General features: G+C 66.2%; 21 protein-coding genes, 1 pseudogene and 1 riboswitch. Of the genes and pseudogenes, 14 read left to right on the forward strand and 8 right to left on the reverse strand.

The window, feature by feature from the left end; translation table 11 throughout:
• Positions 1 to 14: 14 nt before the first annotated feature.
• Together GN330_RS06455 and lptC are read right to left on the reverse strand one after the other, a co-directional pair.
• On the reverse strand, positions 15 to 575 hold the full coding sequence (locus GN330_RS06455) for an LptA/OstA family protein (protein WP_156711783.1): 561 nt from the start codon (positions 573 to 575) through the stop codon (positions 15 to 17).
• Between the two features lies 1 nt (position 576).
• Entirely contained in the window at positions 577 to 1,260 is a 684-nt protein-coding gene (lptC, locus tag GN330_RS06460) for an LPS export ABC transporter periplasmic protein LptC (protein WP_156711784.1), read from the reverse strand.
• Between the two features lie 310 nt (positions 1,261 to 1,570).
• On the opposite strand from lptC, the gene sppA reads away from it, so the two are divergent.
• The 11 genes and pseudogenes from sppA to GN330_RS06515 all read left to right on the forward strand — a co-directional run bounded on the left by sppA (position 1,571) and on the right by GN330_RS06515 (position 12,166).
• Positions 1,571 to 2,551 carry a signal peptide peptidase SppA gene (gene sppA / locus GN330_RS06465; RefSeq protein ID WP_156711785.1) on the forward strand — a complete coding sequence of 327 codons (981 nt, stop codon included), beginning with the start codon at positions 1,571 to 1,573 and terminating at the stop codon, positions 2,549 to 2,551.
• A 33-nt stretch (positions 2,552 to 2,584) separates the two neighbouring features.
• A pseudogene (locus GN330_RS06470) lies at positions 2,585 to 2,878 on the forward strand (integration host factor subunit beta); the annotation flags it as partial.
• 130 nt (positions 2,879 to 3,008) lie between these two features.
• Positions 3,009 to 3,338: a lipopolysaccharide assembly protein LapA domain-containing protein gene (locus tag GN330_RS06475; RefSeq protein WP_156711981.1), complete on the forward strand. Its 330-nt coding sequence runs from the start codon at positions 3,009 to 3,011 to the stop codon at positions 3,336 to 3,338.
• A 63-nt stretch (positions 3,339 to 3,401) separates the two neighbouring features.
• Complete coding sequence (gene lhpI, locus GN330_RS06480; RefSeq protein ID WP_156711787.1) at positions 3,402 to 4,367, forward strand: bifunctional Delta(1)-pyrroline-2-carboxylate/Delta(1)-piperideine-2-carboxylate reductase; 966 nt, start codon at positions 3,402 to 3,404, stop codon at positions 4,365 to 4,367.
• 85 nt (positions 4,368 to 4,452) lie between these two features.
• Positions 4,453 to 5,514 (forward strand): RsmD family RNA methyltransferase, encoded by a 1,062-nt coding sequence (locus GN330_RS06485; RefSeq protein ID WP_343040333.1) that lies wholly within the window; start codon positions 4,453 to 4,455, stop codon positions 5,512 to 5,514.
• Complete coding sequence (locus GN330_RS06490; RefSeq protein ID WP_156711788.1) at positions 5,511 to 6,368, forward strand: TrmH family RNA methyltransferase; 858 nt, start codon at positions 5,511 to 5,513, stop codon at positions 6,366 to 6,368. The genes GN330_RS06485 and GN330_RS06490 overlap by 4 nt, the downstream gene beginning before the upstream one ends.
• Positions 6,365 to 6,844, forward strand: a complete 480-nt coding sequence (lspA, locus tag GN330_RS06495; protein WP_156711789.1) for a signal peptidase II — start codon at positions 6,365 to 6,367, stop codon at positions 6,842 to 6,844. The genes GN330_RS06490 and lspA overlap by 4 nt, the downstream gene beginning before the upstream one ends.
• 61 nt (positions 6,845 to 6,905) lie before the next feature.
• Positions 6,906 to 7,901 carry an acrylyl-CoA reductase (NADPH) gene (acuI, locus tag GN330_RS06500; protein ID WP_156711790.1) on the forward strand — a complete coding sequence of 332 codons (996 nt, stop codon included), beginning with the start codon at positions 6,906 to 6,908 and terminating at the stop codon, positions 7,899 to 7,901.
• Positions 7,902 to 7,992: 91 nt separating this feature from the next.
• Positions 7,993 to 10,281: a hybrid sensor histidine kinase/response regulator gene (locus GN330_RS06505; RefSeq protein ID WP_156711791.1), complete on the forward strand. Its 2,289-nt coding sequence runs from the start codon at positions 7,993 to 7,995 to the stop codon at positions 10,279 to 10,281.
• 116 nt (positions 10,282 to 10,397) lie between these two features.
• Positions 10,398 to 11,234: a l-ornithine N(alpha)-acyltransferase gene (gene olsB / locus GN330_RS06510; protein WP_246188575.1), complete on the forward strand. Its 837-nt coding sequence runs from the start codon at positions 10,398 to 10,400 to the stop codon at positions 11,232 to 11,234.
• A gap of 158 nt (positions 11,235 to 11,392) precedes the next feature.
• A complete protein-coding gene (locus GN330_RS06515) occupies positions 11,393 to 12,166 on the forward strand; it encodes an MBL fold metallo-hydrolase (protein ID WP_156711793.1) in 774 nt (257 codons plus the stop codon).
• Positions 12,167 to 12,176: 10 nt separating this feature from the next.
• On the opposite strand, the gene GN330_RS06520 is transcribed toward GN330_RS06515, so the two are convergent.
• The 5 genes from GN330_RS06520 to GN330_RS06540 all read right to left on the reverse strand — a co-directional run bounded on the left by GN330_RS06520 (position 12,177) and on the right by GN330_RS06540 (position 16,826).
• Complete coding sequence (locus tag GN330_RS06520; RefSeq protein ID WP_197435054.1) at positions 12,177 to 13,262, reverse strand: endonuclease/exonuclease/phosphatase family protein; 1,086 nt, start codon at positions 13,260 to 13,262, stop codon at positions 12,177 to 12,179.
• A 434-nt stretch (positions 13,263 to 13,696) separates the two neighbouring features.
• Positions 13,697 to 14,155 (reverse strand): cupin domain-containing protein, encoded by a 459-nt coding sequence (locus GN330_RS06525; protein ID WP_246188513.1) that lies wholly within the window; start codon positions 14,153 to 14,155, stop codon positions 13,697 to 13,699.
• A 42-nt stretch (positions 14,156 to 14,197) separates the two neighbouring features.
• Positions 14,198 to 14,983: an alpha/beta fold hydrolase gene (locus tag GN330_RS06530; protein WP_156711795.1), complete on the reverse strand. Its 786-nt coding sequence runs from the start codon at positions 14,981 to 14,983 to the stop codon at positions 14,198 to 14,200.
• 20 nt (positions 14,984 to 15,003) lie between these two features.
• Entirely contained in the window at positions 15,004 to 15,570 is a 567-nt protein-coding gene (locus tag GN330_RS06535; RefSeq protein WP_156711796.1) for an NAD(P)H-dependent oxidoreductase, read from the reverse strand.
• A gap of 56 nt (positions 15,571 to 15,626) precedes the next feature.
• Positions 15,627 to 16,826 carry an acyl-CoA dehydrogenase family protein gene (locus GN330_RS06540; RefSeq protein WP_156711797.1) on the reverse strand — a complete coding sequence of 400 codons (1,200 nt, stop codon included), beginning with the start codon at positions 16,824 to 16,826 and terminating at the stop codon, positions 15,627 to 15,629.
• A 308-nt stretch (positions 16,827 to 17,134) separates the two neighbouring features.
• On the opposite strand from GN330_RS06540, the gene GN330_RS06545 reads away from it, so the two are divergent.
• Positions 17,135 to 17,887, forward strand: coding sequence for a helix-turn-helix transcriptional regulator (locus tag GN330_RS06545; protein WP_246188514.1), 753 nt, complete (start codon positions 17,135 to 17,137; stop codon positions 17,885 to 17,887).
• An 86-nt stretch (positions 17,888 to 17,973) separates the two neighbouring features.
• On the opposite strand, the gene GN330_RS06550 is transcribed toward GN330_RS06545, so the two are convergent.
• Positions 17,974 to 18,417 carry a YtoQ family protein gene (locus tag GN330_RS06550; protein ID WP_156711799.1) on the reverse strand — a complete coding sequence of 148 codons (444 nt, stop codon included), beginning with the start codon at positions 18,415 to 18,417 and terminating at the stop codon, positions 17,974 to 17,976.
• Positions 18,418 to 18,616: 199 nt separating this feature from the next.
• On the opposite strand from GN330_RS06550, the gene GN330_RS06555 reads away from it, so the two are divergent.
• Both GN330_RS06555 and GN330_RS06560 read left to right on the forward strand, forming a co-directional pair.
• Positions 18,617 to 19,522 carry a helix-turn-helix domain-containing protein gene (locus tag GN330_RS06555; RefSeq protein WP_156711800.1) on the forward strand — a complete coding sequence of 302 codons (906 nt, stop codon included), beginning with the start codon at positions 18,617 to 18,619 and terminating at the stop codon, positions 19,520 to 19,522.
• A gap of 51 nt (positions 19,523 to 19,573) precedes the next feature.
• Complete coding sequence (locus GN330_RS06560) at positions 19,574 to 20,968, forward strand: amidase (RefSeq protein WP_156711801.1); 1,395 nt, start codon at positions 19,574 to 19,576, stop codon at positions 20,966 to 20,968.
• A gap of 71 nt (positions 20,969 to 21,039) precedes the next feature.
• A riboswitch (cobalamin riboswitch) is annotated at positions 21,040 to 21,242 on the forward strand.
• Positions 21,243 to 21,308 lie beyond the last annotated feature (66 nt).

Genomic DNA, 21,308 nt, shown 5'->3' on the forward strand with positions numbered 1-21,308 from the left:
GGTCAAGACATGGCCTATTGGCTTTGGGATTTGGGCTGAAGCAGCATCTTCACCCGCCCTTTCGCGCCCTCGCTCTGGCCGCAGCCGTCAAGCAGCGCGTGGCCGGTCGCCATCTGGACCGTGAGCTTGCAGCCGACCAGCACGTTGCCGTCGTCGGAGAGCACGACCTCCTTGCCCGTCATGACCAAAACTTCCGTTTTCATGTCGAAGGACGCCTTGTCCGCGGTCGCGACCTGCGTTTCCGTCTTGACATAGACGTTCTCGTCGACTTCCAGCCTTTCGATGCGGCTCGCATCCGGGCCGGCCGCCGAGGGTTCCGCGGTTCCGTCGGTGGCATAGTAGACCGTCATCTTGCCCGATTTGAGCAGGGTCGGCCCCTGAACCACGTTCACATTGCCAGTGAAGATCGCGATTCCCTCGGCGTCGCGCACCTCAAGCCGGTCGCTTTCGATCTGGATCGGTTCGTCCCCCGAAAGCTGCAGTCCCGTCACACGGGGTTCGGATTGGGCCTGCGCCGCTCCCGCCAGAAGGGCGCTCAGGCCGAGACCGGACAGGACAATCGCGACTTTGTTCATTTCAGTTCCCGGCTTTGGCTTCGTCGCGCGGCGTTCCGTCAGGCCGCTTCCGCGGCTCGATCATGACCCGGACGCGTTTTTCGAAAACGAACACCTTGCCCTTGTCCAGCACCTTGAACGTGTCGGCCGTCACCCTGGAACCATCCTGCAGAATGTCGACCGGCTCGGCCGTGCTCATCTCGCCCGCCTCGATATTGATGAACGCCGACTTCAAATTGGCGGTCATGCCGTCGGTGGTCTTGAATGTGACGGGGCTGGTAATGTCAAGCGTGTTGCCGGTGTCGTCGTAGGTCCCGGTGCGGGCCAGCACCCGCGCCCAATTGTTATCGTCGACCGGAAATTTCGCGTCGATTTCCTCGAGCTGGATCATCCCGGTCTGCGACAGATCCTGGATCGCGCGCATTGCCGTCAGCGTGTAGGGCAGGTTTTCCTTGGTGTATCCGGTCACCTTCGGGTTCGCCATCACCAGCTTGCCGTCGCGCACCGCCGTGCCCTCGACGCCGATCGACACCGAACTGGGCGACAGCAGGTAGGAATAGCCAAAAAAGCCGATCGCGAGCGCAGCTCCGACCAGGGGCAGGGCGAGTTTGACGACGCGCACCTTTCTGGAATAGCGCCTGGCCTTGAGAAAAGCGGCTTCCTCGCGCCCGATCGCGCCGGGTTCCAGGCCATGCGCGCTATGCAAAGGCTCGCTCCTGTTTGAGGGCTGTCGAAATCATCAGTATGTCGGTTTCGCGCTGGATTGGACATTCCATGAAATGACGGCTTTTCCGCATCGGTCAAACCCGCCTGTTTCAGGATATGTACTTCTTATCTCGATTTTCAGTCCAATATGGTTATTTTTGGGTGACAGGCGAGGATTTTGCCGAAACGACAGGTCTCTCAAGCTGCGGGGTGAAGCCGCACAGCATAGAAATGTCCGCTCCGGGGCGTTTCATTGCATGCTCGATCTGGTCTAAGACACCGGCACCAAAGACGATTCTTGCGAGGCATAAATGGCATTGCGCGCCGACGACCTCATAGACCGCCGCCGCTTGCGGCGGAAACTCACCTTCTGGCGCGTCGTCGCGCTTGTGGTGGCCGCGCTGGCTATTGCCGCCTACGGTTTTCGCCTGTTCGGCGACAGCCTGCCCGGCAGCGGCAGCGACCAGATCGCCAAGGTCCGCATCGAAGGCACCATCACCGAGGACGAGGAGCTTCTCGATCGCCTCGAGCGGATTGCCGAGACCGACAGGGTCAAGGGCGTGATCCTGGCGATCGATTCGCCCGGCGGCACCACGGCCGGCGGCGAGGCGATCTTCGAGGCGGTGCGCCGCCTGGCCGAGAAAAAGCCCGTCGTGGCCCAGGTCGGCACGCTCGCCGCCTCGGCCGGCTATATGATCGCCAGCGCGAGCGATCATATCGTGGCCCGTAAATCATCGATCGTCGGCTCGATCGGCGTCCTGGTGCAGTTTCCCGACCTGACCGGATTGATGGACAAGGTCGGCATCAAGCTTGAGGAAATAAAATCCTCGCCGCTCAAGGCCGAGCCCTCGCCGTTCAATCCGACCACCGAGGAGGAGCGCGCCATGATCCGCGCCATGATCCTCGATTCCTACGACTGGTTCGTCGGTCTCGTCACCGAGCGGCGGCCGCTGTCGCGCGCCGAAACCGAGCGGCTTGCCGACGGTTCCGTCTTCACCGGGCGCCAGGCGCTCGAGCGCAAGCTCGTCGACGCTCTCGGCGGCGAGGAGGCAGCGCTTGCGTGGCTGAAATCGAACGGGGTCGACACCGAACTCGACGTGATCGAATGGAAGCCGAAACGGACCACTTCACCCTATCTTTTGATCAAGTCGCTCGTGGGGGGAGCCGAAGACGGGCTGGGGCTGGGAAAAGGCGGCACCGCGCTGCTGCGCGCGCTTGGCGCGGAGCGGCTGTTGCTTGACGGTCTGGTATCGCTCTGGCAACCTGCCGAGGGAGCGGCAGGGGAACAATAAAGCTCGGACAATCAAGGATTTCGGGCAAAACAGGATCGGCGCAAAATGATAAAATCCGAACTCGTACAGACGATTGCAAATCGCAATCCGCATCTGTTTCTGCGCGATGTCGAAAACATTGTGAATGCCATTTTCGAGGAAATCAGCGAGGCACTGGCCGAAGGAAACAGAGTCGAACTGCGCGGCTTTGGCGCCTTTTCGGTCAAGAATCGGCCCGCGCGCATCGGGCGCAATCCGCGTACCGGCGACGCGGTCGACGTCGAGGAAAAGTGGATTCCCTTTTTCAAGACCGGCAAGGAATTGCGCGAGCGCCTCAACGCAAAATGAGACGGTCGCGCTTGCGCGCCGTGCCGGCTCGGGTTACGCGAACGGCGTGGAGCGTGGCCCGGAAGCCGACAGGCCGGGTTTCGGGAAAAGTCGCGGCCAAGGGTTCCGTGGACGGATATTCGGAGTGAAGATGCTGAACCGCGTCGTGCTCATTATCGTGGTGGTACCGGTGGCGGTAGCGCTGATCGCGCTCGCCGTGGCCAACCGCGCGCCGGTCGCTTTCACGCTCGATCCCTTCAATCCCGGCAATCCGGCGCTGACGACCGCCCTGCCGCTGTTCGTGCTGCTGTTTCTGGCGCTCGCCTGCGGCATGATCATCGGCAGCCTCGTCACCTGGTTGCGTCAGGGCCGTTATCGACGCGAGGCGCGCGCCAAGAGCAAGGAAGTGCAGAACCTGCTGCGCCAGACCAGCCAGAGCGCACCGGACGCAGGCGCCGGCGTGCCGGCCACGCGCGCCTGAGATTGGACCCAGACGGTCCGGTTTTCTTCCATCGTCGATATCAGTGGGAAGGAGTGCGGCGTGATGCGCATGATCGATCGGGACCAGGTCGACCGTTCACTCACTTTCAAGGGGCTGGTGGACGCCCTGCGGGCAAGTTTTCGCGACGGCGCGGTGCAGCCGGTGCGTCACCACCATACGGTCGAGCGGCCGGACGGCGCCGCCTCCACCCTGCTGCTGATGCCGGCCTGGGGCGATTTCGAAAAAGCCGGCACCTCGGATGGCGGTTATATCGGGGTCAAGATCGTCACCGTCACCCCCGACAACAACGCAGTCGGCCTGCCGGCGGTGAACGGGCTTTACCTGCTGCTCGACGGCAAGACCGGCGAGCCGCGCGCGCTGATCGACGGCCAGCGCCTCACGCAATGGCGCACCGCCTGCGCCTCGGCCCTGGCGGCAAGCTATCTCGCACGCGCCGATGCCGCCCGCCTGCTCGTCCTCGGCGCCGGCGCGCTGTGCCCGTTTCTCGTCCGGGCGCATGCCGCGGTGCGTCCGATCACCGAAATCAGGATATGGAACCGCACCGCCGAAAACGCCGAGAAGGCGGCGGCGGGACTGCGCGATCTCGGCTTTGCCGCAGCGGTTGCCGGCGATCTCGACACCGCGCTCGGCTGGGCCGACATCGTTTCGGCGGCGACGATCTCGACCGAACCGCTGATAAAGGGCGCCGCGCTGCGGCCGGGCGTCCATGTCGATCTCGTCGGCGGCTTCACGCCGGCCATGCGCGAGGCCGACGACGAGGCGGTCCGCCGCGCGCGGGTCTTTGTCGACACCCGTGCCGGCGCCACCAAGGAAGCCGGCGACATCGTCCAGCCGCTGCAGTCGGGCGTCTTGACCCCCGAGCGGATTCTTGCCGACCTATACGAGTTGACGCGTGGCGAACGGGCCGGAAGGCGCGACGCCGACGAGATCACGCTGTTCAAGTCGGTCGGCGCCGCTCTGGAGGACCTAGCCGCAGGCGTCGCCGTCTACGAGGCGACGGAGCGCTAGAACGACCGGAACCGTGCGTGCGCCGCGTTGCGCGCCGGCCGGCGCTGTGTCAAAAGCCGGCAATGTTCAAAGGAAGCGACTGGCCGTGAAACCGTCCCGCGACAAGCGCCGCGCCGCGCGGTCGTCCGCCGCCGGCAGTCGGCCGGAGCGGCGCGAGGCATTGGCGGCCAAGGTCAGGCCCGACGAGGACGAGGGCAACCCGTCCGACGCTCGGGCCCGTCCCCACATCATAGCGCGTCCCGGCGCGCCCTTGCCGGCGCAGACCGTGCCGCTGATTCTCGAGGTCGGCCCGAACGACGATTACGCGCTGCTCGACAGCGGCGACGGCGAAAAGCTCGAGCAATACGGCCCCTACCGCATCAGGCGGCCGGAGGGCCAGGCCATTTGGGGCCGGGCTCTGCCGGCGGCCGAATGGGAGGCGATCGACGCCGTCTTCACCGGCGACATCGACGAGGAGGGCATGGGACGCTGGCGCTTTCCCGCCGCCCCGCTCGGCGAAACCTGGCCGATGCGCCATGACGGCATCGACTATCTCGGCCGCTTCACCTCCTTTCGCCATGTCGGCGTCTTTCCCGAGCAGGCCTCGCACTGGGCCGACATGGAAACCCGCATCAGGGCGGCCAACCGCCCCGTCAGGGTCCTCAACCTGTTCGGCTATACCGGGCTCGCCTCACTGGTGGCCGCGCGCGCCGGCGCCGAGGTCACCCATGTCGACGCCTCCAAGAAGGCGATCACCTGGGCGCGCGAGAACCAGGAGGTCGCGCGGCTCGCTGACCGGCCGATCCGCTGGATTTGCGAGGATGCAGCCAAATTCGTCGAACGCGAGGGTCGCCGCGGCAAGCGTTACGAGGTCATCCTGCTCGACCCGCCCGCCTATGGCCGTGGCCCGAAGGGCGAGGTCTGGCAGTTGTTCGAGCACCTGCCGTCGATGGTCGCCAATTGCCGCGCCATCCTGGCCGACAAGCCGATCGCGCTCGTGCTCACCACCTACTCCATCCGCGCCTCGTTCTTCGCCATCCACGCCCTGATGCGCGATGCCTGCGCCGGGCTCGGCGGCAGGGTCGAATCGGGCGAACTCGTGATCCGCGAAAAGGCGGCCGGGCGCGCGCTGTCGACCTCGCTGTTTTCACGCTGGGTGCGCGCATGACGCCGCCCTCGCCAACCGGCCGCCGCGTCGGCCAGGTCAAGGAAGTGACCAGCCTCGCCAATCCGGCGGTCAAGGACATCCGCGCCCTGTCGATGAAGAAGCACCGCGACCAGCAGGGCGCGTTTCTGGCCGAGGGGCTGAAGCTGGTCATCGACGCGCTCGATCTCGGCTGGCGGCTCGACACGCTGCTGTTTTCCAGATCGGCGCTGGGCAACGCCCTGGTCGAAAAGACCGCCGCGCGCGTCGTGGCCGCCGGCGGCCTCGTCTTGGAAGTCAACGACAAGGTGATGGCGGCGATCTCGCGGCGCGACAATCCGCAGGCCGTGGCCGGCGTGTTCGCGCAGCGCTGGATGCCGCTCGCCGAGATTGCGCCCGCCGGCGACGATGTCTGGGTCGCGCTCGACCGGGTCCGCGACCCGGGCAATCTCGGCACCATCATCCGCACCGTCGACGCGGTCGGCGCCCGCGGCGTCATCCTGGTCGGCGAGTGCACCGATCCCTTCGCCACGGAAACGGTGCGCGCGACCATGGGGTCGATCTTCGCCGTGCCGGTGGCGCGGGCCTCGGCCGATGCGTTCCTGGCCTGGCGGGCCGGGTTTTCGGGGCTCGTCGCCGGCACCCATCTCGAGGGTGCGGTCGACTATCGCAGCCTTGACTATGCCGGTCGGCCGGTCGTGCTTGTGATGGGCAACGAACAGCAGGGTCTGCCCGACAGCCTGGCATCGGCCTGCGACCGGCTGTTGCGCATTCCCCAGGCCGGCCGCGCCGATTCGCTCAACCTCGCGGTCGCCACCGGCGTCATGCTTTACGAAATCAGGCGCTCGGCCCTTGCTCTGGATGGTCCCTCGGCATGATGCGATTGGGTTATCTGGCGATCGTGGCGGGCGGGGTGGTGCTCGATCAATGGATCAAGCGCCTGGTGGAAGGCGGCATGGCGCTCCACGATCGGATCGACCTGTTACCTTTTCTGGCGCTGTTTCACACCCGCAATTACGGCATCGCCTTTTCGCTGTTTGCGGATTTGGGCGACACCGCCCTGGTGATCGTCACCTCGGCGGTGATCCTGTTCGTGCTGTGGCTTGCGGCGCGCAGCGACGCGGATCAGCTCGCCGCCCGGCTCGGTTTCGCGCTGATCATCGCCGGCGCGCTCGGCAATCTCATCGATCGCGTGTGGCTCGGCTACGTGGTCGATTACGTGCTGTTTCACACGCCGGTCTGGTCGTTCGCCGTCTTCAACCTCGCCGACGTGATGATCACGCTCGGCGCCGGGCTGGTCATCCTGCAGGAAATCCTGCTGTGGCGGCGACAGCGGCGCTCCGGCGGCAGTTGACCTGGCCGCCCCGAGCCAGCACAGTCGGGCTCAGTCGTGCAACCAGACCGTGGAAAGCCCAATGTCCGAAACCTTCCGAGCCATTCTCGTCTCCCGCAACGAGGACAAGACCCAGGCCGTACGCGTTGAGGAGATGTCCGAGGCGGATCTGATGGAAGGGGATGTGACGGTCGCCGTCGAAGCGACGACGGTGAACTATAAGGACGGCCTCGCCATCACCGGCAAGGCACCTGTGATCCGCCGCTTTCCGCTGATCCCGGGGATCGACTTTGCCGGCACGGTGCTGTCGTCCGGTCACGCCCGCTGGAAGGAGGGCGACAAGGTCGTCCTCAATGGCTGGGGCGTGGGCGAGACCCATTACGGCGCCTTTGCCGGGCGTGCCCGCGTCAGCGGCGACTGGCTGGTGCCGCTGCCCGGGACGATGACGCCGCTCGACGCGATGGCGATCGGCACGGCCGGTTATACCGCCATGCTGTGTGTCATGGCGCTCGAGCGCCACGGGATTTCGCCCGACCGCGGCCCGGTCGTCGTCACCGGCGCGGCCGGCGGCGTCGGCTCGGTCGCCGTCTCCATCCTGTCCCGATTGGGTTATCACGTCGTCGCCTCGACCGGGCGGACCAGCGAGGAGGCCTATCTGAAGGAATTGGGCGCGGCCGAGATCATCGACCGCGACGAGCTCTCCGGCCCGGCCCGGCCGCTCGGCAAGGAACGCTGGGCGGGCGGCGTCGACGCCGTCGGCAGCCATACGCTGGCGAATGTCTTGTCCATGACCTCCTATGGTGGCGCGGTCGCGGCCTGCGGCCTCGCCCAGGGCATGGATCTGCCGTCGAGCGTCGCGCCCTTCATCCTGCGCGGTGTTTCCCTGCTCGGCATCGATTCGGTAATGGCGCCGCTTGGCCTGCGCGAGGAGGCGTGGCGCAGGCTGTCCGACGACCTCGATCGCAACAAGCTGTCGGCGTTGTCGACCATGATCGGCTTCGATGGCATCATCGAGGCGGCGAAGGCGATCGTGGAGGGCCGCATTCGCGGACGCGTCGTGGTCGATATGAGCGCCTGAACGGCATCCGGCAAGCAAACCCACTGGTTTCGCTAAAATTTTAGCAGGCAGCCAAAATCTTCCCTAATCAGTGCCGGGCTAGTGTCCGGCCATGGACGCGAGGAAGATTTTCTCCAGGCACCCGCCATCGACACGGCGCATCGCAGCCGCCGTGCCGCGGCGGCTCGAGCGCGCCTCCTCGATGGTGTCTCGTGCGCACGACCGCCATGTTCTGGGCAGTCTGGCCATCGTCGTGGCGGTTCTTGTCCTTGCCGGACTGTCGTTCCTGTCCGGCGCGCCGCAACTCCTGAGCCTCGGCCTCGTCGGCACCGGCCTCGCCGGCCTGGCCGTTCTCGGGGCCATGATCACGCAGGATCGGCGTGTCGAGGCGCTTTCGCACTCGGACGCCGAGCGCACCCGCGCCGAGATCGAGGAACTCGCCGACCGCATGTGGGAGCTGCGCGAAAGCGAGGAGCGTTTCCGCGGGCTGATCGACGCGCTTGGCGATATCGTCGTGCACCGGGACAGGGACGGCCGGATCGTCTATGCCAACCGCGTGTTCGCGGAGATTTTCAGCCGCGAGCCGCGCGATCTATGCGGACGCACGCTGGACGAGCTTGGCGTCGATGTAGGCATGGTTTCCGACGCCGCCTTTGCCGACGGAGAATATCTGAGTTCGGCCGACGTTCCGATCGAAACACCGGAAGGAATGCGCTGGTTTTCCTGGATCGAGCTATCGGTGCGCGACGAGGAAACCGGAACGGTGTCGCACCGCACCATCGCGCGCGACATCACCGCACGCAAACGCGCCGAGACGGCGTTGATCGCGGCGCGAGAACGGGCCGAATTCGCGAGCCAGGCCAAATCGCGTTTCCTGGCCACGGTCAGCCATGAAATCCGCACGCCGATGAACGGCATCATGGGTATGGCCAAGCTTATGGCCGATACCGATCTGTCGCCCGAACAACGCACCTATGTCGGAGCCGTCTCCACCTCCGCGAACGCGCTCCTGGCGCTGATCGAGGATCTGCTCGATTTTTCCAAGATCGAGGCCGGCCGACTCGAACTCGAGCCGCAGCAGATGTCGCCGCACGAACTGGTCGAGAATGTCGTGGAGCTGATGGCGGCACGCGCCTTCGCCAAGAATATCGGTCTCGGCTGCCATATCGCGCAAGGCGTGCCGGCCTCCATCGAGGCCGATCCCGGACGCCTGCGGCAGATCATGCTCAACCTCATCGGCAACGCCGTCAAGTTCACCGAGGAAGGCGGCGTGACGGTTCGTGTCGACATCAGCGGCGATGGCGAGCCGCCGGCCTTGCGCTTTTCGGTCGTCGACAGCGGTCCCGGCCTGACGACGGCCGAGATCGGGCGCATCTTCCGCGAATTCGAGCAGGTCGACGGCACGCCGACACGCAAACATGGCGGTGCGGGGCTCGGGCTCGCGATCTCCAAGCGCATCGTCGATGCCATGGGCGGGCGCATCGTCGTGGAGAGCGAGGTCGGCAAGGGCTCGGAATTCTCCTTCGACCTGCCTTTGCCCGCTGACACCGTGTTCACGCAGGACCGTCCGGCGGCTCTCAACGGCAAATCGATCCTGATCGTATCGGCGAACGCGGTCGAAGCCGAGGCCATGATGGCGACCGCGAGCGCCCATGGCGGCAGCGCTTCGGTGGCCCGCAGCCCTTCCGACGCGGAGAAGTTGATTCGCGCACGCAAGGATCCGTTCGAGATCGTTCTGATCGACGCTGCCTTCGAATCGGGCGACGGGACGACCCTAGACAGGCTTCGCAGCGTTTCCGCCCGCGCGCTCGAAGGCGTGATCCTGATCGCCCCCGGCGATCGGGGCCGCCTGTTCCAGTACCGTTCGGTCGGGTACGCGACCTTCCTGGCTCGCCCGGTGCGCGGGCGAACCATGTTGCGCATCCTGACCCATGGCGCCGGCGAATTGGCGCCCCACGGCACGGTTCACCGCCTTGAGGTCAAACGCCGCAAGCCGGCCGCCAAGGCCGCTTCGGGCCTGCATGTGCTGATTGCCGAGGACAACGAGATCAACGCTCTGATGGCTCGTTCGGTGCTCGAAAAGGCGGGCAATACCGTTCATCACGTCCGCGACGGCAAGGCCGCCGTTGACGCGGTGCGTGCCGCGCGCGTCCGCCGTCCCTTCGATATCGTCCTGATGGATCTGCATATGCCGGTCATGGACGGGCTCGACGCCATCGCCCTTATCCGCAAGCATGAGGAGGAAAAAGGGCTTGCCGCGATACCGATCATGGTGCTGTCGGCCGACAGTCAGGAAAAGACCCGTCACGATGTACTGTCCCACGGCGCCAACGGTTTTGTGACCAAGCCGCTCGACCCTCACGAACTGGTGGAGGCCGTCCGCCATCAGGCCGCGGCCTGAGGCTATGCTTGCGGCGAGTCCGCTGTCATCCTATTGTAGTAGTGGCTTCGTATCTGCGCGAGCAGTCTCGCGACGAGGGAGAATCGACCATGCCGATGCGCGCGATCGGGAAGGACATGCCTTCGCCAGCCGCCCGCGGCTTGGAAACGGTCGTGGCGCCGGGCGAGGTGCTGGGCCGAATCGGCACGCTCGATGTCCGCCTTGCCCGTGACGAGACCGAAATCGCGGCCGCGCAGGAGGTGCGTTACCGCGTATTTTACGATGAGCTCGGCGCACGCGGCGAGTTGCAGCAGCGGCGCGATGCCGATCATTTCGATTCGATCTGCGATCACCTGCTTGTTTTCGACACGACGCTGCCCGGCCCCGATTCCTGTCGCATTGTCGGCACCTACCGGCTTCTGCGCCAGGAAATCGCCGCTTCGGCCGGCGGGTTCTATTCCACCGACGAGTTCGAGCTCGAATCGCTGCTGGCCCGGCATTCCGATCGCCGGTTCCTCGAGCTGGGTCGTTCCTGCGTCCTGCCCGATTATCGCTCCAAGCGCACGGTCGAGCTGTTGTGGCAGGGCATCTGGGCCTATTGCCGACGCCATCGCATCGACGTGATGACCGGCTGCGCGTCCTTCCCGGGCGTCTTCCCGGCCGCCCATGCGCGGGGCCTGTCTTATCTCGCCCATAAATTCCGCGCCGAAGGCGCGTGGCGCGTCCGCGCCGTTCCGTCGCGCTACCAGACGATGGACCTGATGCCGGCCGAAGCGATCGACACCCGCGCCGCGATGGCCGAGCTGCCGCCGCTGATCAAGGGGTATATGCGGGTCGGGGCCCGGTTCGGCGAGGGCTGCGTGGTGGATGCCGATTTCCACACCACCGACGTGTTCGTGATCCTGCCCGTCGAATGGATCGCCGGCCGCTACATCAATTATTACGGCGCCGACGCCCAGCGCTTCGCGGCCTGACCCGTCGCAACGGCGCTTCGGCTGCAGCGGCTGCCTGCGCGACGGCTGCTCGTCCCGACCCGCTCACATTATCGTCAATTGCCGCCGGCGCGGAATGTGGGAGGATCTTACCCGTCCGTGCGACATGCAAGACGTTTCTTCAGCGAACGGAGGAAGGAATGACCTTCACACGACGCGATACTCTCAAGCTCGGTGCCGCAGGCCTCGTCGGGTTCGGCGCGACCACACTGGTGCCGTTTCACGCCCGCGGCCAGGATAGCGGTGACAGCTATGAAACCGATAGCGGAAAAATCACCGTCCACCCCATCGCCCACGCATCCTTTGTCATGACCGTGCCGGGCCTGGTGATCTACAACGATCCGGTTGGTGGAGCCGAGGCCTATCAGGGCCGGCCGGCCCCCGACCTGATCCTGATCACGCACGAGCACGGCGACCACTACAATGTCGAGACGCTGGCGGCGCTGGTCGCAGACGGCACCCGGCTGATCACCAATCCGGCCGTCTTCGACATGCTGCCCGACGATCTCAAGTCCAGGGCCACCGCCATCGGCAATGGCCAGAGCACCGATATCGGCGCGCTCACGGTCGACGCGATTCCGGCCTACAACACCACCGAGGAGCGGCTGAAATACCATCCCGAGGGCCGCGACAACGGCTATGTGCTGACGATCGACGGCCGCCGCGTCTATATCGCCGGCGACACCGAGGATATCCCCGAAATGCGGGCGCTGGAGAATATCCACGTCGCCTTCGTGCCGATGAACTTGCCGTTCACGATGGATATCGACCAGGCGAGTTCGGCCGTCGCCGAATTCAAGCCGGATTACGCCTATCCGTACCACTATAAGGGCAGCGATCCGCAGGCCTTCGCCGGCAAGGTTGCCGAAGCGGGAGTTGAGACCGAAATCGTTCAGGGGCCCTGGTACGGCTGATCCGGCGCCGTCAGGTCTCCCAGTCGCCGCCGATCGGCTTTTCGTCACGTTTGCGGGCGGATTCGACCAATTCGCGCGCGTGTGCGACGTCGTCGCCATCGGCCGGTTGGGGGTGGCTGTCCGCGTCGGGCTCGGAGCACAGCACCAGATCGAACGCGACCGGGAAATGGTCGGAGCCGCACGGTGCCAGGCGCCGCATGCCGGCAAGCCGGAACTCGGCGGAATGGAACAAATGGTCGAGAGGCCAGCGCAACAACGGAATGCGGGCGTCGAAGGTGGAAAACACGGATCGGCCGATACGCGGGTCGAGCAGGCGGCTGAGACGGCGAAAGCGGCGGGTCGTCTTCGACCAGGCGACGTCGTTGAGGTCGCCGGTTACGACGACAGGCCGCGTCTCCTTCCTCGCCCTGAGCGCGACGAGGGCGGTTTCGCCGTCGCGGCCCGTGGTGCCGCGGTGCGGCACAGGCGGCTCGGGATGAATGGCGTAGAGCCGGAAAAGCCTGCCCGCCTTCGTTCGAACCGTCGTCACCACCGACGGCACGTCCGCGGTCAGCAAACAGTCGACCACGATGTCGGCGAGTTCCAGCTTGCTTGCGACGATCATGCCGTAGCTGTTGTTTTGCGGGCGCGACACGACATGCGGATACCGGCCGGTCAGGGATGACAGCGTCTCGGCCCAACCGTCATCCACTTCCATCAGCACCAGGATGTCGGGATCGGCGCGCGCCAGTTCGGCACGCATGGCCTCGCGCTGCCGGTTCGACATCTTGACGTTGGCGGCGACGAGGCGGAAAGCGTCTCCGTCGTCCTGACGCGGGTCGAAGCCAGAGGATTGTTTGCGCGCAAGCGGCGTGAATTCCGCGATCAGCGCAATCTGAACGAACGCGGTCGCCGCCAGCACGGCGAGCACCCCGAGCCATATCGCCGTCCAGTCGGCGACAAACGGCGCGGCCGCTAGCAACACAAGCGCCAGCGCGAGATATTGCTGGCGCGGAAAATCGCCGACGCGGACAAGGCCGTGTGCAACCGGCAGGACAGGCAGCAGCGTGCCGGCGAGAAGCACCGCCGCAAGCAAGAGATAGATCGCGAGCGCCATCGTCGCCTCGTCTCCTCCCGTGCAAACACGGTATCTTGCGCGGCTTGCTTGCCGCTGCCAAGCCTGACGATAACGGTATTGCCGCCGGAGCGTTCCGACCCTGTTTGCCGCACCGTCGGCCGCGGTGTCGGGACAGATATCCATAGTTAGGACCGGGGTCATGGCCGGATCACGGAAAAATCGGGCGGGATCAGCTTCGCTTGGGCGAACGGACCCCGCCCCGGACGACGACCCGCATCACGTTGACGCTTCGTTGCCGCGCGGCCGTGATAGGGAGACTTTTTTGCAAAGCGCTACAAGAAATCGACCTTGCCCGTGGCGATTTCATGGACACCGGCGACCGCCTTGAGCCGGTCCGGCGCGTGGAGATCGGACGGGATCCGCGCGGCCGCGTGGGCGCCGTCTTGCGTGGCGGACGACGCCCGCCGGGAGAGTTACGCCGCCGGTGGCGGCAGGAAGTCGACCTCGTGCTCGGCGGCGATGCGCACCACCTCGGCCGGGTCGGGAACGTTGTGGATGCGCGCGAACAGCTCCTGCAGGGAACGCCGCGGCGTCACCCAGAACAGGCTGGTGGCGGTTTCGTCGCCCTTGTTGAAAATGCCGTGCGCGATACCCCTCGGCATGCGCACGAGGTCGCCGGGCCGTGCCTGTTGCTCCTTGCCGTCGAGCCAGATCGTATAGACGCCGCCAAGCACATAGACGAATTCGTCCTGCGTCGGGTGCACGTGCGGCGGCACGAAGGTTCCCGACGGAAAGACGGCATGCCAGGCCATCGAATCCGCCGCGGTCTGCTTGAGCGTGTAGGTCTGGCCGAGAATGCTCCACACCAGGCCGTCCGTAGCCTCGTCCTTGGTGGTGATGCCGGCGGGCATGGTATCGGTGGGAAAGCTCATGTGCTGACTTGCTCCGCTGTGTGTCGTGATTCTGGAAAAGGCTCAGTCGCCCAGGAAATCGGTGACGACCCGCGCCGCCTCGGGGGTTTCCTCGAAAACGAGATGGCCGGTCTCGGCGACCAGATGCGTTCGGGCATCGGGCAGCCGGTCGGCCCAGCTTTGCGCTTGCGCCGTCGGACGCAGCCGGTCCTTGGCGCCCCACAGCAGCAGGACCGGCATCGTCAGGCGGTGCAGCCAGCGCGAAAGCAAGGGATTGCCCTGGATGTTGCCGCCGGCAATCCGCTGCGCCGCGCCCATCTCGCGTCCCAGCGCCGCCTCAAACGCCGCGTCCGGCCCGGCCGGAAGATAATGCAGGATCCGCGTTGGGTCGTGGGCGAGATAGGCCGGCACCTCCTGTGACTCGAACGCGAACAGGTTCGGGGCCGGCGCCTGCGGGTCGACCAGCCCCGCCGGAGCCACCAGCACCAGTCTGGAGACACGTGCGGGCTGACGCAGGGCGAGTTCGGCCGCGATCCAGCCGCCGAGTGAAAAGCCGACCAGATCGACCGCTCCGAGTCCGAGGCTGTCGAACAGGTCGAGATAATGCAGCACGTAGTCCTCGATACCGTCATAGTCGGGACTGTCGGCCGACAGTCCGAAATTCGGGTGGAACGGGATGATTACCCGATGCGAGGCGGCCCATTGCCTCGCCATCTCGAAGCCGGTGAAGGTGCCGGTTCCGTGCAGGAAGACCAGCGGCGGACCGTCGCCGATCTCCAGCAATTCGGTCCGGATACCGTTGATCGTCCGGCTCGTGCGGGCAAAACCCTGCAGATGGGTGTCTTTCATGGCGGTTCGTTTTCCTGTTGTCATGCGGCCGAAGCCCTGCGGTGGTCGAACTGCCTGGCGAACTGCTCCGCGGCGATGCCGATCCGCGCCGTCAGCGGCGCCGGCAGCGGCCGGCCCGGCTCGAGTTCGGCCGCGCAGGCATATACGGCGGTCGGCACGGTCCGGGCCTCGAAGAAGCCGAACAGCGGGCGAAGCTGATGCTCCACCATCAGCGAATGGCGCATGCCGCCGCCCACCGCCGTCAAGAGCACCGGCCGGTCGCGCAACGCACCCGGCGCGATCATGTCGAAGACGTGCTTGAACAGGCCCGGGAAGGAACCCTGGAACACCGGGCAGCCGATGACGATGCCGTCGGCTGCCTGCAATTCGGCCAGAAGCGCGCGGCCGCGCGGCCCCATCCCCTCGGGCCGTGTCGAGCACAAATCAGGCACGACATCGACCAGATCGTGGATGACCGGGTGCAGGCCGTGCGCGCGCCGTAATTCGCCGCCGACGGCGTCAACCAGCGCGCGGGCGCGGGCCGGACGCCAGGTCGTGCCGCAAAAGCCGACGATCCGCGGCGCACGCTGGGCGGGCTCGGCATTCATCGGCGTTCTCCCGGCGGATCTCTGTCGGCCATGCGGCGGGCGGTGGAGGTCGGGCGTCATCCCTTGATGCCGAAGACGGTCCACTCGGCGTTCTCGCCGGTTGAGCCGAGCAAGGCGCGCCCGCATTCCTCGACGATCTGGTCGGCCATCAGAATATGCTGGGTGCCGGCGTGGATGTCGCGATAGACGCGCTGCATCGGGGTGGCGTGCAGGGAGGCGCCACGCGCGGCGCGATGGGCGAAAGTGGCGACGTCGGAGATCACGTCGTGCAGGTGGCGCAGGCACAATTTGGCCATCGTCACCGCCTCGAGCGGCTGGGCTTCGCCCTTCATGGCGCGCGCGTCGATGGCGAGCCACGTCTCATAAGCGAGCGCGCGTGCGGCGCGGTAGCGTGCTTCGGCCTGCGCGAACTGGAACCGGAAGCTCGGGCTGTCGGCCGATTTGCCGAACGGATCGGTGCGCTCGACGATCACCTTGGCCAGTTCGTCGAGGACGCGCCGGCCGACGCCGAGTGCCCAGCTCGTGTGGCCGAACGCGCTGAGCCCGGCCAGGCCGAGACCGCATTGCGGACCGCCGCGCAGCGGCACCGTGTCGTCGAAATTATAGGTCATCGTGGCGGGCACGAACAGTTCCTCCTGCCCGTCCGGCAAGGTGTAGTCGTAGCTGCCGGTGGCGCGCAGGCCGAGCACGTCCCAGTTGCCGAGCAGCTTGATCGTGTCGCGGGGATGGTGGGTGATGATGATCTTCGGGCCGTCCTCGCCCATCACCATGTTGCCCTCCTGGTCGGTGATGAAGCAGCCCGTGTGGATCCATTCGGCGTGATGGATGCCACTGCCATAGGCCCAGCGTCCGCGGATCATGTAGCCGCCGTCGACCGGACGCGCGAAACCGCGCGGCACGCCGTTGCCGGCGATCGTGATGTCCGGCCCGTTGGCGAACACGGTGGCGATGCCTTCGTCGGCGATGAAGGCCGCCATCATCATGCCTTCCATGTTGTTGACCATCGTGCACCAGCCGACCGAGGCGTGGGCGTGCGACAGGCGCTCGACGACGCGCATCATCTCGACCAGCGTCGCGTCGCCGCCGCCGACGGCGGCCGGATACATCATCGTGTAGAGCCCGGAACTGCGCATCGCGGCCACGACGTCGTCGGTCAGGTGTCCCTGCGCTTCGGCCGCGCCGGCGCGTTCCTCCACGAGCGGCAGGATCTCGTCGACGCGTTCGAGATATTCACGTTGCTTGGGGTGGACGTTCATCGATCTGCGCTCCCTGTGGAATCCGTGGCGCGGAGACCCGATCGCCGCCGCGTGATTGTCGTCGAACTATCGCCGGCTGGTCGCTGCGTATGCGGTCACGCCCGGCGCCCGATGTGACAACCATGCTGGCGGCCTGCTCCAGGCGACAACCCCTGCGCCCGGAGGGGTAGGTGCCGGCGGCACGACGCGATATGATGACATGCTCGACTGGTCAAAGCCTGTGCGCGACCAGCCGGGGGACCGGCCTGGGAGGGGCGGTTCGGACGATCGGATCGGACGAGGAGGCCGAAGTCGGGAGGACGGGAGGAATGCATGCTCCGCACGTAACGGAGGCCGTGCTGGCCGACTGCGTGGCGTCGATCGCCTGCAGCGGTTCGATGAGCGAACTCGGGCTCGCCTGCCAGCGTGCCGTGAGCCGACTTGTCGGCTCGCCGACGCTCGGTTTCTATTTGCTCGACGGGTCGATGCCGGTGCTCAAATACAGTCACCACGTCGATCCCGGCATGCTCGACGACTATACCGAGCGGCTGGGTGCCAACGATCCGTTGATCGAAAGCCTGCATCACCGGCCTGTCGCGACCACCGGCATGTCGATCTATGGCGACCGCCATTGGCGCCACAGCGAAATGTTCAGGCTGCTCAGGCGCTGGGGTTATGACGGCAATCTATGCGGTCCGTTATGCCTCGACGGCGAACTGGCGGGTATCTTGTACACAGCCGGCCTTGGGCATGGCAGCCGCTCCAACGAGCTTGTGCGCGAACGCATGGACATCATCTGCCGCACGAGTTCGATTGCGCTGGACCGGATCGCCGAAAGCGGACTTGGTCCACACGCGCAGTCCAGAAACAGTGTCGAAGCCGCCTTGCCGCCCCGCTCGGCCGAGGTTGCGCGCCAGGTGCGCCTGGGACGCAGCAACAAGGAGATCGCCCGCGCCATGTCGATCTCCGAAAACACGGTGAAGGAGCACGTGGCCAATCTCCGTCACCGTTTCGGCGTCCGCAACCGGACCGAACTGGCTGCCCGGCTGTCGGCTCCGGCCGGTCGCGCCGCGCCCGGTTGAGACGTCTTCCGATCCGGAGTGCATGCGCCTGCGCGGTCGGTCTTGATCGGGGCACGCCGTTTTGCCGGTAATGGCGGCAACCTGCCTCAAAGGGTGCCGGTGACCAGATAGCGCAGCGCGCGCGCCACTTCGCCGGGGGTGCGGGCGACTGCGTTGGCGGCGGCGTCGACCTCCTTCAGCGCGTGGTCGAACTCCGTCGGATGCAGAACGATGACCGGTTTGCCCAGGGCGACCGCATAGCCGGCGTCGAAGGCCGCATTCCATTGCCGGTATTTTTCGCCGAAACACACCACCAGCACGTCGGCGCGCTCGATGCCGGTGCGGATGCGCATGGCGTTGAGCAGCGCGCCCTTGCGGTCGTGCCAGAATTTCTCGCTTTCGGCGCCGAATATCTCCACGCCGCAATCGTCGGAGGCATCGTGGTCGGTTACGGGTCCGAACCAGTCGATGTCGAGACCCTCGCAGGCCATCATGATCGTCTCGCGCCAGTCGGTATGGATTTCACCTGCCAGATAGACGTTGAGCTGCATGGGAACCTCCCGTTCGGTTTCGCTGGATGATGATGACATGTGGCCGAACGGCTATCACGAACACGCTATGTCCTGCAGCAGGCATTCTCGAAAATTTTCCCGCCGCGGCCGGCGCACGCTCGAAGGTGGGGCCGGCATCCGAGCCGGCCGCGCGCTTTACGGGCTTTGATCGGCGACGATTTTTCCGTAGTGACGGGCGATGCCTGCTCCGTCCGAAAGGTTCGCCGGGACTGCCACCAATATCGCCCGTGCCTGCGCGGCGATCGAGCGTGACCTGACTGCCCGCCACCGCATCGCCGACCTCGCCAGGGATAGCGGAATGGCTCAGCATCATTTCCAGCGCCGCTTCGCGGAGGCCACCGGGGAAACGGTCGCCGGCTATCTCCGAAGCAGGCGGCTCGAGCGCGCGGCGATCGCGCTCTGCCAAACCGACGCGCGCATTCTCGACATCGCACTCGATTGCGGGTTCGAGACCCACGCGGCGCTGACGCGTGCCTTCAAGGCGCATTTCGGCATCACGCCCGATGCCTTTCGCCGCGATGGGCTCGATCCGGCCCTGTGCGGCGCGCCGCCGCGTCCTTTCCTGAAACCCGTCGAGGCTCGATCGTTCGCCATGGCCTGCGATCTGGTGGAGATGCCGCAGCAATGGCTGTGCTGGCGGCGGGCGACCGGCATGATCGACGGGCGCTACTTTCCCGACCTGGCTGCGACACGAGCCGCGTTCGGCGAGCTGGCGCGCATCTTGGGCAAGGACGAGGCGGCTTTCGCTGCCGGCTATGCCCAAGGCCCCGCCGCCTTCGAGGATCAGAGCGCCGTCGCCCATTTCGGCGCGCTTTTCGACACCGAGCGCAGCCTGGCCTGGGCGGAGGGGCGGACGCGGATCGAGGCCGGGCTCTACGCAGTCTTTCCCCATAAGGGGCCGCTGAACACGCTGCACCTGACTTGGCATCGCGCCGCGCGCGTCGGTCTGGGGCGGCTGAACCTGACGCTGCGTCCCGGATGGATGGTGGAAACCTATCTGACGTCGCGGATCGAGGCACCGGGCACAGCGCTGAGTGCGCTTGTCCACCTTCCCGTCCACAAAAGCACGATCGGGAAAGCCTAGGCCGGTCGGCGGGGCGTATCCAACGGGGCGAACAGACCGTTGGAGAAGATCATGACCGTCGACATACCTGAAATCCTGACCCGCCCTTTGCGCGAGACCGTCGCCGAGCTCGCCGACGATACGACGCGCGAAACCCTCTACCGCGCCTTGCGCGCACGACGCGAAGACGTCGAACCGGTCGTCAACGCTTTCGAGGCCCGTCGCGAACAGTCGCCCCGCGCGGCAAAAGGGCCGCTGAACGGTCTGCCCGTCACGGTCAAGGACCAGATCGCGGCAGAGGGGTGGCCGCGGACATTCGGGCTCGAGCGCCCCAGCCGGCGCGCGGACCGGGCGAGCGCGTCGATCGTGGCCAGGCTGGTCGGGCTCGGCGCCGAGGTGACCGGCAAGACCGCGTTGCCGCCCAACGCGCTCGATTTCCAGACGTTCAACCGCCGTCGCGGCCGTACCAGCAATCCGCACGATCCCCGCTTCACCGCAGGCGGCAGCTCGGGCGGCGGCGCGGCGGCGGTGGCGAGCGGCATGAGCCTTCTCGATATCGGCGCCGATCTTGCCGGCTCGCTTCGCCTGCCGGCGGCATGGTGCGGCGTGACCTCGCTCACCCCGACGGAGGGCGGCTGGCCTGCCGACGGCATGCTGCCCGGCGGACAGCGCCTGCAGCACTTCGCGCGGATAGGGCCGATCGCGCGGCGGGTCGACGATCTCGCCTTTCTCTGGGACTGTCTTGCCGGAGCCGAAGCCGGAAAAGAAACGTCGGGATCGTACCGGATCGGCCTGTGGACGCCGGATGGGCCCGCGCCGATGGAGGCAGCGGCACGCACGGTCTGGGACGGGTTTTCCACCCGGCTCGCCGCCACGGGCGTCACGGTCGAGCCCGACCCGATGCGACCGCTGTTTAAGCCCGAGAGCTACCGGCTGTTCGGCGAGATCATGGGCTACGAGACCGGTGCGCTGATTCCCGCGCCGATCCGCTGGCTGCTGCGGCGCGACCGGAGCCCGGCGCGCCGCTCGCCAGGTTTCCTCGCCCACGTTCACACCGGATATCGCAGGGACGGCACGCGCCATGCCGACAATCTGGCGCGCATGGCCGTAGCGCGGCGCGAGGCCGCCGCGCGTTTTGACGGCGTCGACGCGCTGGTGCTGCCGGTCACCGGCCTGTGTGCGTTCCGACATCTCGATCCAAGCTCGGACAGGGCCGGGGTGCGCGACTACGCACAGCGCTTCGACACCGCCGCCGGTCCGCTCTTCTATTTCGACGCACTGACCCGCTTCGCCGTCCCGGTCACCTTGCTGGGGTGGCCTGTGGTCACACTGCCGATCGGGCGCGATGCGAACGGAATTCCGCTCGGCGTCCAGGTTGTCGGCAAGCCGGGCAGGGAGCGGGCGCTGCTCGATCTCTGCGCCACGATCGAGACGCGCCTCCCGGCCTATTCTGGCACGGAACGATGAGGGAGAACTTTCCGATGGACCACGCTGGAGTTGTCCGCGCATGCGCTTGACAAGCTTTTGCTGATATCTCTAGGGTCGCGCACGGAACTGGTTCCGCCCTCGGGCGGATGAAAAGGGAACACGGTGAGGCCGCATGCCGGCCAAATCCGTGGCTGCCCCCGCAACTGTAACCGTTGAGCCCGCTTCCATGATGCCACTGGCCGTTCGCGGCCGGGAAGGCGGACCCGGGCGACGAGACGGAAGTCAGGAGACCTGCCAGGACCGGTCACCCATGCCAGGACACGGGGTGTGTCCCGGCGCGGCCGTCCGTTGCGGTGACATTTGATGAAGTGTTGCCGCA

This window comes from Nitratireductor arenosus (assembly GCF_009742725.1).
Lineage (GTDB): Bacteria > Pseudomonadota > Alphaproteobacteria > Rhizobiales > Rhizobiaceae > Mangrovimarina > Mangrovimarina arenosa.